Below are 16,068 nucleotides of genomic sequence, written 5' to 3'. Positions count from 1 at the left end.
TCAGACTTTCGCCAGACGACGGCTGCCGGGGTCTTCGACGGGGATGGCGGCCAGATCCGCCGGCAATTGATCCGCCGGATAGGCCGGAACCTTAAGGCTGGCCAATGAGATGAGCGGCACGCCAACATCGGCTTCACCACCGGAACGATCCACGATACAGGCCGCAGCCACCACCTCACCGCCCAGATCCTGAATGGCCTTAATACACTCGCGCGACGACAAGCCGGTCGTGACAATATCTTCAACCATGACAATTTTGGCGCCTGGCTCGAAATGGAAGCCTCGGCGTAGTTTAAACGCCCCGCCTTCGCGCTCAACGTACATCGAGTTGACCTTCAAATGGCGCGCCGTTTCATAGCCCGGAATGATACCTCCAATCGCCGGGGAAATCGCCAGATCAACCGGCCCAACCGTCGCAATGATTTTTTCGGCCAGAGCCTTACACAGCCGCTCGCAACGGGCAGCCTCCATGAATACCAGATTTTTTTGCAGAAACATCGGGCTGTGCAGGCCTGATGACAGCACAAAATGGCCTTCGCGCAAGGCATTGGCGGCGCGGAATTCATTGATAACGTCTTCGGAAGTCATAAACAGGCCCGTACTCTTGAAAAGTTAGGCGTTGCCCCGGATTCGCTCCACACTCTCGACCGAGGGGCAGGTGCGCAGGGCCGCGCTGATATTGGTCAGGTGTTTAGCATCAATGACTTCGATTTCAAATTCTACGTCAAGAAAATCGACCTGATTATTCGTCAAGTGCATATTGATAATGTTGCCCTTAGCTTCACCGATTAATGTGCAGGTGATACCCAGCACGCCCGGCTTATTTTGCATATTGGCGCGAATACGTGCGACGCTGATGGTGTTTTTCTCGGCATTGAGCGTCCATTGCAGGTCAACCCAGACATCCTTATTATCTTCGAATTGCTCCAGAGTATCACATTCGATCGAATGAACGTGGACCTCGACACCGTCAACAATGCCGACGATTCGCTCTCCCGGCACCGGACAGCAGCAGCGTGAAAAGCGGATACGGTGATGCTCACGCAACGCCGAGCCGCGAACAAACGCGCGCGCGCCCTCACCGTCCTTGATTCGCGTCAGACCATCAGTAGCCATCAACGCAGGTATAGTCAGGCCAGGAAAGACCGCCTCAAGAATCTTGACCGGCGTGATTTTGCCGCGTCCGCATAGTTCGTAAAGTTCGTCCTGATTGGGCACCTGAAAGCGCTCAAATGCCGTGCGCCAGCTTATGTCATTCAACGACTTATCAACCTGAGCCGCTGCGCGTTCTATGGCAGCCCGCCCCAGTTTGATGAAGTCTTCACGCTCGGTCTGGCGGATGTTACGCCGAATGGCTGAGCGTGCACGCCCCGTAATCGTCAAAGACTGCCAGTCAGGATTGATGCGCGATTCGACACCGGTCAGGATGTCAACCTGATCGCCATTTTGCAGCACCGTGCGCAGCGGACGGTGTTCGCCGTTAATGAGCGCACCGATGGCGGTTTCGCCAACCTCGGTGTGCACAGCAAAGGCGAAATCAAGCGGCATGGCCCCGCGCGGCAAGGTGATCAGGCGGCCCTTGGGAGTAAAACAGAACACCTGATCGAGGAACATTTCCATCTTGGCATGTTCGACCCAGTCTTCGGAATCACCACCATTTTCAACGATCTGGACGATATTCCTCAAGCTATTGATCGGGTTGCGGCCACCGCGCCTGGTCGCCGCCTCCTCGTCAAAGCCATAGGCATGGTTCTTATAGTTCCAGTGGGCGGCCACACCCTCTTCGGCGACACGATCCATTTCTTCCGTGCGAATCTGAAGCTCGATGCGCGTCCCCTTATGCCCGACCACCGTTGTGTGCAGGGACTGATAATTGTTGCTTTTAGGGGTTGAGATGAAGTCCTTGAAGCGATCACCGACACAACTCCATGTGCGGTGGATCAAGCCCAAGGCGCGGTAGCAGTCATCCTCTGACTCTACGATAACACGGAAAGCAAATATATCAGACAGTTGCGAAAAGCCGATCGATTTGCGCTGAAGCTTGCGCCAGATCGAATAGGGCGATTTTTCACGGCCATAGACTTCGGCCTTGATACCGTACTTATAGAGCCGCTCTTTAACGTCCTTGGCAATCTGCGAAACCACGGCGCCCTTTTTGGCGCGCATGTCCTCCAACCTGCGGCCAATGGCGGCCTTAGCGGTCGGATTGATATAGGTGAAGGCCAGATCCTCCAACTCGGTTGCGAACCGGTTGCAGCCGATCGAGCGGGCCAGAGGCGCATAGACTTCCAGCGTTTCACGCGAAATACGTTCCCGTTTGGATTCAGGTACATATTGTAACGTTCTCATATTATGTGTGCGATCAGCCAGTTTGATCAGCAGCACCCGTATATCGCGCGAAATGGCCAGAATAAACTTGCGCAGGTTTTCCGACTGCTTGGTATATTCCGACTGCAGCTCTAGGCGGGTAAGCTTAGTCACCCCCTCGACCAGTTGCGCCACGTCTTCGGAAAACTTGGCCGCGATTTCTTCACGCGTCGCCGGCGTGTCCTCAATCGTATCGTGCAGCAAAGCGGCCGCAATCGCTGAGCCATCAAGCTTATAATCAGTCAGAATACCCGCCACTTCAATTGGATGGGCGAAATAAGGATCGCCCGACGCCCGAAGCTGCGCCCCGTGCATACGCATGGCGTAGACATAGGCGCGATTAAGCATGGCCTCATCCACGGTAGGATCATAGGCTGCCACGCGCTCAATCAGCTCGACCTGACGCAGGAATTTGGGCCGCACCTGAACGGGCGGCGGTAGTTCAGTTGGCGGCGACACCGGCGGCGTTTCAACTGGCGGATCAAGAGGAGGCGTTTCCGGTGGCCGGTCAGCCGGAAATCCCGGCGGGACATTGGGTTCAGGCGCATCCGAAGCCACGGAAGATTTTCCCGCTGCGCTCCGCTCAAAAACTTGATGACCTTCTGCCGACATAGTCGTTATCAAACCCTTATGGTACATAAGAAATCCTTAATGTTTAAGGACCTCAACCCCATATAATAACCATACGCCCGCTTTTTCAGCTTATCCAGAAAAAATATAGTCAAAACAGCCGCGCAGATGGAAGACACACTGCAAAAAGCCGCATCAACAGAATTGATGCGGCTTAAAATCAAACAGATAAGTTTTTACGCTTAGTAACGCTCTTCCTGACCACCGTCGCGGTCGGACTGAAGCGCACGGATCAGTTCGCTTTCCGACATCTGCATGTGTTGCGGATCAGCCAACAGCGCCAGGGTCTCAGCCTCTTCCTCAGCCTCGGTACGCTCATCGACGCGTTGCAGGCTGGCGATCAGGCTTTCAGTCAGGGTTTCCGGCGGAAGCACTTCCTCAGCGATTTCGCGCAGTGCCACGACCGGGTTTTTATCATTGTCGCGATCCAGCAGGATTGCCGAACCCGACGAAATGGCGCGGGCACGATGAGCAGCCAGAAGAACCAGATTGAAGCGGTTATCGACCTTTTCGATACAATCTTCGACAGTGACGCGAGCCATGAAATCCTCAAATTCTATATGCGCTTATAAGGGCAGTCCTGCCACAATAGCGCATATGTACCGGTTGAACCGCGCTGTTTAGCGCTGTTGGTTCAAAAACACAACTGGCTGCGCATAAATTCTTTGGAGGCCGCAACCTATGTTGCATTAGAAACCATACCCCTGTATAGCCGCCGCCATGATTACGCACCTTGCCAATCGCCTGAACACCCTTGCGCCAACAGCAACCCGCATTGTGGCCGCTGATGCACGCCGGGACCGCAAGGCCGTCGAGAAAACTGAAAAGCCGCTCTGGGCGCTTAAGCTCGCACGCCGCGCGCGTCGCTTTAAAACAGGTGCCTGAGTTACCAGCACCTTATGTCATTTAGGGTGCTGTCTATTTACATGATATCAGGGCCCGCAGTATCAGGCCCACCATGTCAGAGACGATCCCCGCAGATAGTTCAGAAAAAGAAAATCCGCTCATAACATGGGGCGGCTACGGACTGGCACTGCTGGGCTCATTTCTGTTTGCCACCAAGGGCATCTATATCAAGCTGGCCTATGACTATGATGTCGATGCCACAACGCTGTTAACCCTGCGCCTGCTGATGGCGACCCCTTTTTTCCTGATAGTGGGAGTAATCACCTGGTGGAAACACCGGGCCACTATCGACATTCCGGCCAAAACCTATCCGCACGCAATTGCTGTAGGCGTGCTGGGCTACTGGTTTGCCAGCTACACGGATTTTGAAGGATTGGTGCACCTGACGCCGCAGTTTGAGCGGTTGATTCTGTTCACCTACCCTCTGTTTGTCATTTTGCTCGGCGCATTGTTTTTCGATCATAAGATCAAGCCGTGGGCGCTATCGGCCTTTGCCATTTCCTATACCGGTCTGGGTCTGGTGTTCATAACTGATATGCACACCAAAGGCGGCAATATCACCGCCGGCGCTTTATGGGTTACCGTGTCGTCGGTTGCGTTTGCGCTTTACCTTCTACTGGCCAGGCCGGTGATCAAGAAAATGGGGCCATCTTTGTTCACCTCATGGGCCATGACGGGTGCGGCAATCGCGTCATTTATTCACTTCGGAGTGACGCATAAGGCATCGGATATCCCCATATCCGCGCCCCTATTGTGGTTATGTTTAGGGTTGGCCATTGGTGCCACCGTCCTGCCCAGCTATCTGATCAATTTTGCCCTGTCGCGTATCTCAGCTCAGGCCAATGCGGTAATCGGGTTTATAAATCCCGTAATTACCCTGATCCTCAGCGGCTTGATCCTGCGCGAGACCATAACCACATCCGATATTGCCGGAACGATTTTAGTTCTGGTCGGCGTAGGCCTATATAGCTGGCTGGATCAGCGTAAATCTCAGCCCTCCAATGGATAAGCATCCACCCCGACCGTAACCTTAAGCACCAATTCGCGTGCCGTTTGCTTAAGGATAGGATGCAGCCATTCCGGATCAATCTCAGCCAAAGGCCCCATGACGAATCCCCGCTCATGAGCCCGCGGATGCGGCAACTGAATGCCACCTGGCTCATTGATCACCTCATCGCTATAGGCAATAAGATCAAGATCAAGTACACGCGGTGTGTTTTTCATATCACTAAGGTTAACATCGCGGATACGTCCCGCCTCAACTTCGATCCGATGTAAAATTTTCAATAAATCATAGGGTAAGTGGTCGGTGGATACTCGAAAAACAGCGTTATAAAAGGGCGGATCATCAGGATTAGGCCATGCCTTTGATCGCCAAAGCTTGGAAATATGCTCAACCCTTACGTCAAATTCGCGTAATCTCTTGACAACATGGGCTAATTCTTGCGATTGATTCCCGTGGCGGCCGGGTAAATTAGCCCCATATGCAATATAGATTTTACCGCCATCCATTATCGCCTACCCTATTTTTAGAAAGCCATTACCATGAGTTTTTATCCCACCGACAAAATCGCTCTGTTTATCGACGGCGCCAACCTGTATTCGGCAGCCAAGGCTTTAAACTTCGACATTGATTACCGCAAGCTGCTGGATGAATTCCGTAAGCGCGGCATCCTGATCCGGGCCTATTATTATACCGCTCTGGTCGAAGGCGACGACTATTCACCTATCCGCCCGCTGGTCGACTGGCTTGACTACAACGGCTTTGCTCTCATTACCAAGACCGCCAAGGAATATACCGACTCGCAGGGGCGTAAGCGCTGGCGCGGGGATATGGATATTGAAATCGCCTGCGACATGATGGAAATGGCCGAACATGCCGACCATCTGGTGCTGTTTTCGGGCGATGGTGATTTCCGGCGCCTGATCGAAAGCGTTCAGCGCAAAGGCTGCCGGGTGACAGTGGTGTCAACCGTCAAGTCGCAACCACCGATGACCTCGGACGAACTGCGCCGTCAGGCTGACACCTTTGTGGATCTGGCTGATCTGGCCAGCGTCGTGGGTCGCCCACGTCAGGCTCAACAGAATGCGCCGAAATTCGCCGATCAGTTCGATGACGAAGACCTGTAATCTGGTCTAATCAGCCCCGATCGCGCATAAGCCGCGCCTTATCGCGCTGCCAATCGCGTTCGGCCACAGCTTCGCGTTTGTCATGATTTTTCTTGCCCTTGGCCAGAGCGATCTGAAGCTTGGCAAAGCCCTTCTCGTTGAAATAGAGCTTAACCGGTACGATGGTCAGGCCTTCGCGCTGCACCGCCCCCATCAGACGGTCGATCTGCTTACGGTGCAATAGCAGTTTGCGGATACGGCGCGGCTCGTGGTTAAAGCGATTAGCTTGGGCATAGGGCGGGATATCGGCATTGATCAGAGCGATATCGGTGCCTTCAACACTGGCATAGGATTCGGTAATATTCGCCCGGCCATTACGTAGAGACTTGACCTCCGTGCCGGTCAGTACGATGCCGGCCTCAAACGTATCTTCGAAGAAGTAATCGAACCGGGCGCGGCGATTTTCCGCTATGACCTTGTAGTTTGTGGGCTCGGCCATACTACAGCCCCGCCAGCCTCATGGCCTCATCGACCTTCGGCCGCACATCAACCGCACACGGCGTAATCGGCAGCCGCACTTCGTCCGTGCATTGTCCCAAACGGCTTAAAGCATATTTGGTCGGCGACGGTGAGGCATCGTAAAATAATGCCTTATGCAGATTGATGAGCTTATCCTGAATGGATCGCGCGGTCGCAAAATCACCTGCCGCCGCAGCGTTATAAAGCTCAACCATCTGTGCGGGTGCGACATTGGACGTCACCGAAATCACCCCATGCCCGCCGTGCGCCATGTAACCCAAAAGCGTGGGATCATCACCGGAAATCAGGGCGAAATCGTCCGGCACTTCAAGCCGCATCATACTTGCCCGCGCCAGATCGCCCGTTGCATCCTTGATACCGACAATATTCGGCAATTGCGCCAAGCGCGCCACGGTCGCATTCGACAAATCAACCACCGTGCGGCCGGGGACGTTATACATCATTACCGGAATCTGCACATTGTCGTTCAGATGCTTATAGTGCTGGTACATGCCCTCCTGAGACGGCTTGTTGTAATAGGGAGCCACCACTAGCGCGGCATCCGCACCCACCGCCTTGGCATGTTGGGTCAGTTCCAGCGCTTCGGCGGTGGAATTAGAGCCCGCGCCAGCGATCACTTTCACGCGACCGGCTGCGGTTTTGACACAAAGTTCCACGATAGACTTATGCTCAGCCATGCTCAGCGTCGAAGTTTCACCCGTCGTCCCCACCGGCACCAGGCCATGAACCCCGGACTTTATCTGGTGCTCCACCAAGGCTTCAAAAGCCGCATAGTCCACCTCACCGTCTTTGAACGGCGTAATCAGGGCTGTAATTACACCATGAAAAAGCGGAACTGAACTGCGGGTCATCGACATAAAATCCTGAGTAAAACCTTTGCGCAATTCCTTAAGACCACAAAGCGCGGGCCGCAATGATTAGTTGGGAATTTGTTTAAAGAATTCCATGTTTCAATATTGAAAAATCTGGGCCATGATGTCGTTGGCACTATTTTTCGCACAGACTTTGAGAAATAAAAGATGATGATAAAACCCGCCTTGAAAACCCTGCTCAGCTCCGGCATTTCAAAATGGGTTGTCATAGTCGCCGGTAGCCTGACGCTTGCCGGAACCGGCGCATTCGCGATCGAAAAAGCGCAGGAAGATGCGGTGGAGACCGCCGAATCACGCGCCATAGATTCCACATCGACCGCACGCCCGTATCAGCCCGCCGCTTTACCGCAAGCTGAGATGGAAACGTTGCAGTCGGCGCTGCGGGCTGTGAAGTCGGGTAATTTTTCTCTGGCCGAATCCCTGCGTAACAGCCTGAACGATCCGGTGGCGCGTAAGATTGTGCTGTGGAACATCCTCGATAATGAAGGCGCGTCAATCTACGGATTCGCTACGTTAGATGCCGCCCGCCGTGATCTTATCGGCTGGCCGCGCGAATCGCGCCGGGTTCTGGCCGCCGAAAAACTGATTTCGACCTCAGGCTTAAGCCCGCAACAGGTGGTGGATTGGTTCAACGGCGCGCCACCTATGACCGTTGACGGTGCCATTGCGCTGATTATGGCCTACGACCAACTGGGTAAGACCGAAGACGCCCGCGCCACAGCCCGTTTCTGGTGGCGGGATCAAAGCTTTGAGGCTCTGGATCAGCAGCGCTTTTACGGTTTGTTCGGCAAATATCTGACGCAGGAAGATCATGTCGCCCGTCTGAACAGCCTGCTTCTGGGGCCACAGGGTCCGGCATCCCGCGCTATGCTGGATTATGTCAGCGACGGTGACCGCGCCGTGGCGCAGGCCGCCTTTGCACTGCGCGCGGGTACTGCCGATGCCACCCAAAAATGGGAGGCGGCCTTGGCGCTGTCACCCAACAACAGTGTTCTGGCCTATGAGCGGGCGCGCTTTCTGCGCAAAAAAGACCTTGAGCCTCTTGGTTTTCCGCTACTGATGCAGTTTCCGGCAGCCCCTCAAAATGACGCCGCCATAAACAATCTGTGGGTTGAACGCCTGAGCTATTTCCGCGAGGCGCTTAAGGCTAAGGATTATCGCGCCGCCTATAACGCCATGAATAATGGCGGTTTTCCCAATGGCGAGAAAAAGGCTGAGGCTGAATTTTTCGCGGGCTGGATGGCCCTGACAAAGCTGAATGACCCCGCCCGCGCCATTGCCCATTTCCAGTCGCTCGAAGGGGCGGGAACGTCTCCCATCACTCAGGGACGTGCGCACTACTGGCTGGGCCGCGCCTATGAAACGGCCGGCGATGCCGCCAATGCGCAACTGAACTATCAGGAAGGCGGCCAGTACATCTACAGCTTCTATGGCCAGTTAGCGGCTGAAAAAGCAGGGCACGCTCATATCATCCTGACCAAGGATCCTGTTCCCACCGCCGCTGACCGTGACCGGTTTAACAACCGCGACATGACCAAAGCCGCCCGCATTTTGGGCAGTATGGGCGAACGCGACCTGTTCCGCGGCATGGTGCTGGCGCTGGATGACGTATTGCCTAACGCCGAAGAACAGGCCCTTCTGGTCGATCTGGCCAGCACCTATGACACGCAGGACACGGCCATGCGTATCGCGCGGGTCTCCATGCAGCGCGGCTTTTACCTGCCGGAACGCGCCTATCCATTGCGAGCCGTTCCCAATGTTAAGGCTCCCGAAAATGCCTTTGTGCTGGCCATTACCCGTCAGGAAAGCGGCTTCGATCCGATGGTGCGCTCCCATGCCAATGCCCGCGGCATGATGCAGCTTATTCCACCAACCGCACGTGCTGTAGCCCGGCGCATGTCGCTCAGCTATTCCGACGCTAAGCTATATGAGCCGGAATTTAATATGACGCTGGGCGCCTATCATCTGGGTGAACTGGTGGATCGTTTCGGTGGCTCCTATGTCATGGCTGCCGCCGGTTATAATGCTGGCCCAAACCGCCCCCCGCGCTGGATTACAGAATGCGCTGATCCGCGCGGCGATGGTGGCGATCCGATCATGTTCATTGAGTGCGCACAGTTCACAGAAACCCGTAACTATATGATGCGAGTTATGGAAAACATGCAGGTTTATCGTGCCCGTCTTAATGGCGGGCAGGCGGTTTTGCGACCTATGGCCGATCTGAAACGCGGCATGATTATTACTTACACGCCTTTGTCTGAGGATGATAGCGGCACAGGTGAAACGCCGTCCGGGCCGATCAACTATCTCGACCTTAAGAAGCAGAGCGGCAATTAGGCGCTGTGCTCCGGCAGCGCCTTCGGATCAATCCTCAGGTGGCGCCCATCAGTAAACATGCCGGTAATGTTAAAAACCTGTCGCAGCACATCGTCGGACAGTGCCACTTCTGGCACGCCGTGCGCCACTAATCGCCCCTGATCCAGCACCCACAGATCATCGGCAAACTGCGCCGCCAATCCGATATCGTGTATGCTCACAATGACAGTACAGCCTTGCACCGCACGCGCCTTAAGCACCTCCAGCATCCGCCTCTGCCAGGCCGGATCAAGCGCCGTCAGAGGCTCATCAAGGCAATAGATTTTGGCGTCCGTTGCCAACAGACGCGCCAATAGCACCCGCGCGCGTTGCCCGCCAGACAGGCTGAAGACACTGTTTTCGGCCTTATCCGACAACCCCATGACCACAAGTTGCTGCTGCGCATGCCTGCGGCTATCCTCTGCCGACAGCCCCGCACAGCCGAGTGCTGCGATATCTATGGCTTTAAGATCCCAGGCAATGGTGCGCTCCTGAGGCAAGTAGGCCATAAGCCGCGCTCGCTCTTGCAAACTGAGTGCAGACAGGTCATGCCCGGCAAGCCTGATTGTACCAGCCGCACTGGGCAGCAGGCCACATATAGCTTTCAGCAGACTGGTTTTACCTGCACCATTAGGACCAATGATCGCATGTAATCGGCCGGTCTCAAAGCGCGCCGTCAACTTACTGACGACTCGTGAGCGACCCATATCGATGTCAAGATTACGTATATCGATCATATTGTTACGCCCATCACTTCACGCCCATCACTTCACGCCCATGACTTCACGCCCATGACTTCGCACTTTTGTACGCTATGAGCGCAAACAACGGCGCGCCGATCAGGGAGGTCAGAACCCCTAAGCGAATATCCCCGCTGGCGGGCATAACCCTGATAAGGCCATCCGCCATCAGCACCATCGTACCGCCCGCCAAACCTGACGGCCAGATTACGCCGTAAGGATCACGCAAGCCAAGCGCCCGCACAAAATGCGGTGCAGCAAGCCCGACAAACCCGATAATACCGGCCACAGCTACCGAAAGCCCTGCCAGAACAGACGCGGTGATAACCCCAATCAAAGTGACATGCCGGATATTCATTCCCATGCTCTGGGCGGTTTCCTCACCCAATGTCAGTAACCTTAGGCCAGCCCTTAATCGCGGCACAAGCCACACCGCAACGGCCAGGCCTGCCAAGCACAAAGCCGCATCCTGCCAGCTACGGTTTTCGACAGAGCCCATCAGCCAGCCCAGAATTTCAGTAGTCGTCACCGGTGACGGCGACAGATTAAACACCAGCGCCATCAAGGCCCCACACAGGCTCGATATACCAACCCCTAGCAAGATAAGCGCCTGCCGATCCGGAAACCGGGCCACAAAAGCAATCAACACCGCCGACATCATCAGAGACACCACTAAGGCGCTGGCCTCGACGGCAAAAGGCACCAACCCGACACCCATGACTATGGCCACCGAAGCGCCCAAACCAGCACCGGATGACACACCTAATATACCCGGCTCCGCTAACGGATTACGCAGCAGACCCTGCATGACCGCACCGGCTATGCCCAACATGGCGCCCACCCCCCAGGCGCACAAATTTCGCGGCAATCTTATGCCCCACAAAATATCACCGTTCAAAGACTTCGGCATCATCACCGCCATTACATAATCGTCGGGACTCAAAGCCACGTCGCCCACCAGTAGCAAGGCCGCCAGCAGCAACAAACTTACACCTGAGAAAACAAAGATCATGCGCGCTGAAGTTATCATCTTTTCAGACTCTCATTTACAGCGACAGGGCTGTACCAGGCATTGCAAGCAATCGCAGGTGCCGGTAGCACAAGTGTCTCGCGACTGGCAATTTTACGACGCACAAGCGGATGCCGCCCCGCAACACGACGCATAGCGTATTTGTCTTCGTAAAACCCAAGCGCATAAACATCTGGGTTCAGTTTCACAAACAATTCAGGCGACAAATAACTATAATAATCTTCCGAAGATATAACCGCATATCCCATATGCTTTAGCACGCCGCCCACCCATGTCTCAGGCCCCGCCGTGTAGCCGGATGGGGTATAATATAAAACGGTGCGGCCTCGCCCCTGACGTGAAATCGCCGCCACAGCCACATCCATACGACGCGCTTCAATCCCGGCTTTTTTCGGCTGGCCCAAACGCGTGCCGATACGCAACAGCTCAGCCCGTGCCGTCGAAAAATCGGCAGCGTCTTCTATCTGGATTACGTCTATGCCTCGATTTTTTAGGCTTTCCACCAGACGTGCATCCCCTCCCCATGTCCTCAGCACAGCCGTTGGCTTAAGCGCCAGAATGGCTTCGAGACTGGGACGGTAGCGGGGAATATTACGGGCCTGTTCACGATAGTACGAATCTTCGTGCATCGCCCGCTGAGACAGAGCCGCAATAGCCGAACGCGGTAAAAGACCAAGTGCGTACTGATCTGCACACATATCAAGCGACACAACGCGCCCTAACGTCTCAGCATAAGCCCTCGGCCCGCAAAGGAGCAGAACCGCAAAAAACAACCCAAGCCTGAATCCCGTCACGCGCGACACTACCCCCAATAGGTTGCCTGTAGGTTGAATTTATACTTTATTAACCATTATCGCGATGCAAAATGCTATGCGATCGGGGGGATATAGCATGGCAACCGCTGATGCTTTCAAGGAAAAATGGCTCAAAGGTTACGTCAGGCCCCAAGCGCCCTTTATTCCTTCGATAAAATCAGCTTTCCCCGTTCCCAAGCCGGCGCCGATAACGCCCTTGCCCGAGGCATTTTCAGCCCGTACCGGGCCATCAACAGCCCAGTTGTTTCTGGCATTAACCGTAACAGCCCTCATTATATGGGCGGCATTTAGCGCACCTTCCGGTCTCATCAGCGGACTTTACTGGTTTTGCTGGATCAGTTTTACGACCGGCGCGGGCGTAAGATTTCTGGCCACCTTAATGCCCAAGCCCATAACGGTTTCAGACCCCTTTCTCGAAGCCTCTAACGAAAACCTGCCGCGTTACAGCGTCATTGTGGCTCTTTACCGCGAAGCTTTGATCGTCCCACAATTGGTTGGGGCGTTATCAAACCTTGTGTATCCGCGCGAAAACCTTGAAATACTCTACGCACTTGAAGCTGACGATGAAGAGACTATCGCCGCTTTTAAAGCCCAAAACCTGCCTGACTACATGCACTTGGTAATCGTACCGCCTGGCACACCCCGAACCAAACCCCGTGCTCTGAATTATACGCTTAAACAAGCGACTGGCGAACTTGTGGTTATCTATGACGCCGAAGACCGTCCTGCCCCGGATCAATTGCTGGAAGCCGCCCGCACGTTTGATCGGGCTCGCAAAACCGGCGACGCTTCGTTAGCCTGTCTTCAGGCGCCTCTGCGGCCCAAGGGTGGAGATGGATTTATTGCGCGGCAGTTCGCTGCCGAATACGCAGTGCAGTTCGATGTGCTGCTGCCAGCGTTCTGTCGCTTAAAATTGCCGTTCCCTCTGGGTGGCACCAGCAATCATTTCCGCACCAAAGTACTGAAATCTATCGGCGCGTGGGATTCGTACAATGTCACCGAAGATGCCGATCTGGGCTTAAGGCTGGCGCAATATGGCTATACTAGCGCCATGCTCAAGGCACCGACCATCGAAACCCCGCCATCGAATATATATACCTGGATACCGCAGCGCACGCGTTGGATCAAAGGCTATATGCAGACTCTGCTGGTTCATAGTCGGCTTACGACGACCCTTCGCCTGAAAGTCTGGGCCAGCATGATATTGGGCGTAGGCTTAAGTACATTAGCGGCTTTGTGCTATGCGCCATTTACGTGCATGGTTATCTCAAGCCTTATGTTGCAGGCCTTATCGGGGCAGTTTAGCCCAATAGCCTACCGTGATCTGGGTCTGTTACTGTTTGGCACCTTAAGCGGCATGTTGGCACTGTATCAGGGCGCACAACGTACCGGCGTGCCTTTTGGCCTGAAGGATGTACTATCAGCCCCTTTTTATTGGAGCCTGCAATCCATCAGCGCCGCCCATGCGATTTACCAACTCATCGTCAAGCCTTTTCACTGGGACAAAACCGATCATAAACCTGCGGCCATCAGTTAGAGAAACTCTGGTGCAACGGCGTCTGATGCGCTAATCAGCGGCCATGATGATTGCTGATCACCCCATTCAACTGCGCACGCTGGCCTGGTCCGACTACGCCCTTATCGATTCCGGCAATGGGAAAAAGCTGGAACGCTACGGCGACTACCTGGTTATCCGCCCGGAACCCCAGTGCTGGTGGATGCCTAAATACCCGGCTTTATGGGACAAGGCTGACGCCATTTTCGATCCCACTGACGAAGATGATGATGGCCGCTGGCAATTCAGCCGTAAACCCGCCGATCAATGGGCACTGGGGTGGAATCAGGTCAAGTTTTATGGCCGCTTCACCTCATTCCGCCATCTGGCCTTTTTTCCGGAACAGGCTGCAAACTGGGCGTGGCAAACCGAGTGTATTGAGCGCCGCGTCGCGGCAGGGCAGCCACCGCGCGTCCTGAACCTGTTCGGTTATACTGGCGTTGCCTCACTGGCCTGCGCCGCAGCCGGCGCAAAAGTTACCCATGTTGATGCGTCAAAGAAATCCGTAGGCTGGGCGCGCGAGAACGCAACCCTGTCAGGCATGGAACATGCCCCTATTCGCTGGATCTGCGAAGATGCCCGTAAATATGTGCAGCGTGAAGTCAAGCGTGGCTCAAAATACGAAGGCATCATTCTCGATCCCCCTAAATACGGCCGTGGCCCAACCGGCGAAGTCTGGCGGTTATTTGAAGACCTGCCGGAACTGATCGACCTGTGCGCACAGCTCTTGTCGGACGATGCCGCATTCCTGCTGCTCAATGCCTATGCCGCGCGGGTGTCCGGGCCGGCGTTGGCGCACCTTCTGGCCGAAGCCGTCGGGCCTGATAAAGGAGGACAGATTGATTACGGCGAACTCACTCTGGTTGAGCAGGATAAAGCTCCCAAAGGCATGGCTTTAAGCCCCGTGCCCCCACGCGAAATTGGACTTTCCTTCTTTGCGCGTTGGATGAAGGATAAGGCATAAGGTCATGATAAAAGAGATTACTTCGCTTACCAACCAAACCATAAAAGATATCCGCGCCCTGCACATGCGTAAAACGCGTGAGGAAACACAGCAGTTCCTTGCCGAGGGCCTGAAGATCATTATTGACGCGCTGGATCAGGGCTTCTCACCGCAAATTCTGGTCTATGGCAAGGATGCTGACCGCCATCCGCTTCTGACCCGCGCCATTGACCAGACACTTAAAGCCCGTGGTCAGGTTCTTGAAGTAACCCGAGAAATATTAGAAAAAATATCCCGCAAGGATAACCCTCAGATGGTTATTGGGGTATTTGCTCAGCACATCAAAACTCTCAGCGATATCACCCCCACGGACAACGACGTTTGGGTGGCGCTTGAGCAGGTGCGTGATCCGGGCAATCTTGGCACCATTATCCGCACAGCCGATGCAGCAGGTATTGGCGGCGTCATTCTCATTGGCGATTGCGTTGACCCGTTTTCAGTCGAAACCGTGCGCGCGACTATGGGGTCAATCTTTGCTCTACCGATTGTCAAATGCACTCAGGCCGAATTTATAGCGGATCGTGCGCGCTGGACAGGCTCGGTAGTCGGCACACTTTTAACGGCCAGCCACGATCACCGCTCTGCTCCTTATCAGCGGCCAACCCTGATCCTGATGGGCACCGAACAGTCCGGCCTTAGCGCTGAGGTTGCGGCTATCTGCGATACTCACGTCAAGATCCCTATGCGTGGCCGTGCCGATAGCCTGAACCTTTCAGTGGCCACCGGCATCATGATTTACGCCGCGACCGAATGAATATGAAGTATTTGTAATTCATATCCCGTTCAGTTTCAGGTCATTATGGTCAACACATAAGCCGTGGGGGCTTATCTGTTACACGGTTCATCAGGGGATCATCATGACATCCGCTATATTTAAAATGGCTGCTATTGCGGTCATGGCATCTGCTCTGTCGGGGTGCATTATCTATGTCGAAGACAAGGTCGACACCAAGGTCACCCACTCACAGATGCCTGCCGAAGATACATCCAAGAAAACCAGCTTCTGATTAAGGGGACAAATCATGCGCCAATCTATCCTAAAACTCGCGGCTATAGCGGCAATCGCGGCATCATTGTCCGGCTGCATCATCATTGCCAAGGACAGCGATCCTAAGCTGACATCTGCTCAGTCCGCTACACGTTAGT

17 protein-coding genes are annotated in these 16,068 nt (G+C 54.6%); 8 read left to right on the top strand and 9 right to left on the bottom strand.

Features of this window, described 5'->3' with window-relative positions:
• The 3 genes from pyrE to rpoZ all read right to left on the bottom strand — a co-directional run bounded on the left by pyrE (position 1) and on the right by rpoZ (position 3,539).
• The gene (pyrE, locus tag PQU98_RS01165; RefSeq protein WP_272743051.1) at positions 1 to 588 is read right to left on the bottom strand and encodes an orotate phosphoribosyltransferase; all 588 of its coding nucleotides are present in this window, start codon (positions 586 to 588) and stop codon (positions 1 to 3) included.
• Between the two features lie 24 nt (positions 589 to 612).
• The gene (locus PQU98_RS01160; protein WP_272744465.1) at positions 613 to 2,826 is read right to left on the bottom strand and encodes a RelA/SpoT family protein; all 2,214 of its coding nucleotides are present in this window, start codon (positions 2,824 to 2,826) and stop codon (positions 613 to 615) included.
• Positions 2,827 to 3,179: 353 nt separating this feature from the next.
• Positions 3,180 to 3,539 carry a DNA-directed RNA polymerase subunit omega gene (gene rpoZ, locus PQU98_RS01155; protein ID WP_267526601.1) on the bottom strand — a complete coding sequence of 120 codons (360 nt, stop codon included), beginning with the start codon at positions 3,537 to 3,539 and terminating at the stop codon, positions 3,180 to 3,182.
• A gap of 416 nt (positions 3,540 to 3,955) precedes the next feature.
• On the opposite strand from rpoZ, the gene PQU98_RS01150 reads away from it, so the two are divergent.
• Complete coding sequence (locus PQU98_RS01150) at positions 3,956 to 4,912, top strand: DMT family transporter (RefSeq protein ID WP_272743050.1); 957 nt, start codon at positions 3,956 to 3,958, stop codon at positions 4,910 to 4,912.
• On the opposite strand, the gene folK is transcribed toward PQU98_RS01150, so the two are convergent.
• Entirely contained in the window at positions 4,894 to 5,415 is a 522-nt protein-coding gene (folK, locus tag PQU98_RS01145) for a 2-amino-4-hydroxy-6-hydroxymethyldihydropteridine diphosphokinase (RefSeq protein ID WP_272743049.1), read from the bottom strand. The genes PQU98_RS01150 and folK overlap by 19 nt on opposite strands.
• A gap of 33 nt (positions 5,416 to 5,448) precedes the next feature.
• Here folK and PQU98_RS01140 point away from each other — a divergent pair, with 33 nt between their 5' ends.
• Complete coding sequence (locus PQU98_RS01140; protein WP_189487866.1) at positions 5,449 to 6,033, top strand: LabA-like NYN domain-containing protein; 585 nt, start codon at positions 5,449 to 5,451, stop codon at positions 6,031 to 6,033.
• A 10-nt stretch (positions 6,034 to 6,043) separates the two neighbouring features.
• On the opposite strand, the gene smpB is transcribed toward PQU98_RS01140, so the two are convergent.
• Entirely contained in the window at positions 6,044 to 6,511 is a 468-nt protein-coding gene (gene smpB, locus PQU98_RS01135; protein ID WP_272743048.1) for an SsrA-binding protein SmpB, read from the bottom strand.
• 1 nt (position 6,512) lies between these two features.
• Entirely contained in the window at positions 6,513 to 7,409 is an 897-nt protein-coding gene (dapA, locus tag PQU98_RS01130; protein ID WP_438263848.1) for a 4-hydroxy-tetrahydrodipicolinate synthase, read from the bottom strand.
• A 162-nt stretch (positions 7,410 to 7,571) separates the two neighbouring features.
• On the opposite strand from dapA, the gene PQU98_RS01125 reads away from it, so the two are divergent.
• Complete coding sequence (locus tag PQU98_RS01125; protein WP_272743046.1) at positions 7,572 to 9,761, top strand: lytic transglycosylase domain-containing protein; 2,190 nt, start codon at positions 7,572 to 7,574, stop codon at positions 9,759 to 9,761.
• Here PQU98_RS01125 and PQU98_RS01120 read toward each other — a convergent pair.
• The 3 genes from PQU98_RS01120 to PQU98_RS01110 are packed head-to-tail and all read right to left on the bottom strand — an operon-like array spanning position 9,758 to position 12,259.
• Positions 9,758 to 10,516 carry an ABC transporter ATP-binding protein gene (locus tag PQU98_RS01120; protein WP_272743045.1) on the bottom strand — a complete coding sequence of 253 codons (759 nt, stop codon included), beginning with the start codon at positions 10,514 to 10,516 and terminating at the stop codon, positions 9,758 to 9,760. The two genes, PQU98_RS01125 and PQU98_RS01120, sit on opposite strands and share 4 nt — an antisense overlap.
• Before the next feature lie 46 nt (positions 10,517 to 10,562).
• Entirely contained in the window at positions 10,563 to 11,549 is a 987-nt protein-coding gene (locus tag PQU98_RS01115) for a FecCD family ABC transporter permease (protein WP_272743044.1), read from the bottom strand.
• The gene (locus PQU98_RS01110) at positions 11,546 to 12,259 is read right to left on the bottom strand and encodes an ABC transporter substrate-binding protein (RefSeq protein WP_272743043.1); all 714 of its coding nucleotides are present in this window, start codon (positions 12,257 to 12,259) and stop codon (positions 11,546 to 11,548) included. The genes PQU98_RS01115 and PQU98_RS01110 overlap by 4 nt, the downstream gene beginning before the upstream one ends.
• Positions 12,260 to 12,743: 484 nt before the next feature.
• On the opposite strand from PQU98_RS01110, the gene PQU98_RS01105 reads away from it, so the two are divergent.
• The 5 genes from PQU98_RS01105 to PQU98_RS01085 all read left to right on the top strand — a co-directional run bounded on the left by PQU98_RS01105 (position 12,744) and on the right by PQU98_RS01085 (position 16,067).
• Entirely contained in the window at positions 12,744 to 13,901 is a 1,158-nt protein-coding gene (locus PQU98_RS01105) for a glycosyltransferase family 2 protein (protein WP_272743042.1), read from the top strand.
• 43 nt (positions 13,902 to 13,944) lie between these two features.
• Entirely contained in the window at positions 13,945 to 14,883 is a 939-nt protein-coding gene (locus PQU98_RS01100) for a class I SAM-dependent methyltransferase (RefSeq protein WP_272743041.1), read from the top strand.
• 4 nt (positions 14,884 to 14,887) lie between these two features.
• Positions 14,888 to 15,676: a TrmH family RNA methyltransferase gene (locus tag PQU98_RS01095; protein ID WP_272743040.1), complete on the top strand. Its 789-nt coding sequence runs from the start codon at positions 14,888 to 14,890 to the stop codon at positions 15,674 to 15,676.
• Positions 15,677 to 15,779: 103 nt separating this feature from the next.
• Entirely contained in the window at positions 15,780 to 15,929 is a 150-nt protein-coding gene (locus PQU98_RS01090) for a hypothetical protein (RefSeq protein ID WP_272743039.1), read from the top strand.
• 15 nt (positions 15,930 to 15,944) lie between these two features.
• Positions 15,945 to 16,067 (top strand): hypothetical protein, encoded by a 123-nt coding sequence (locus PQU98_RS01085; RefSeq protein ID WP_272743038.1) that lies wholly within the window; start codon positions 15,945 to 15,947, stop codon positions 16,065 to 16,067.
• The last annotated feature ends 1 nt before the right edge of the window (position 16,068 follow it).

The sequence above is a fragment of the Asticcacaulis machinosus genome (assembly GCF_028550435.1).
Lineage (GTDB): Bacteria > Pseudomonadota > Alphaproteobacteria > Caulobacterales > Caulobacteraceae > Asticcacaulis > Asticcacaulis machinosus.
Note: the sequence above shows the minus strand (reverse complement) of the source record. Positions and strands in the feature narration are given on the sequence as shown.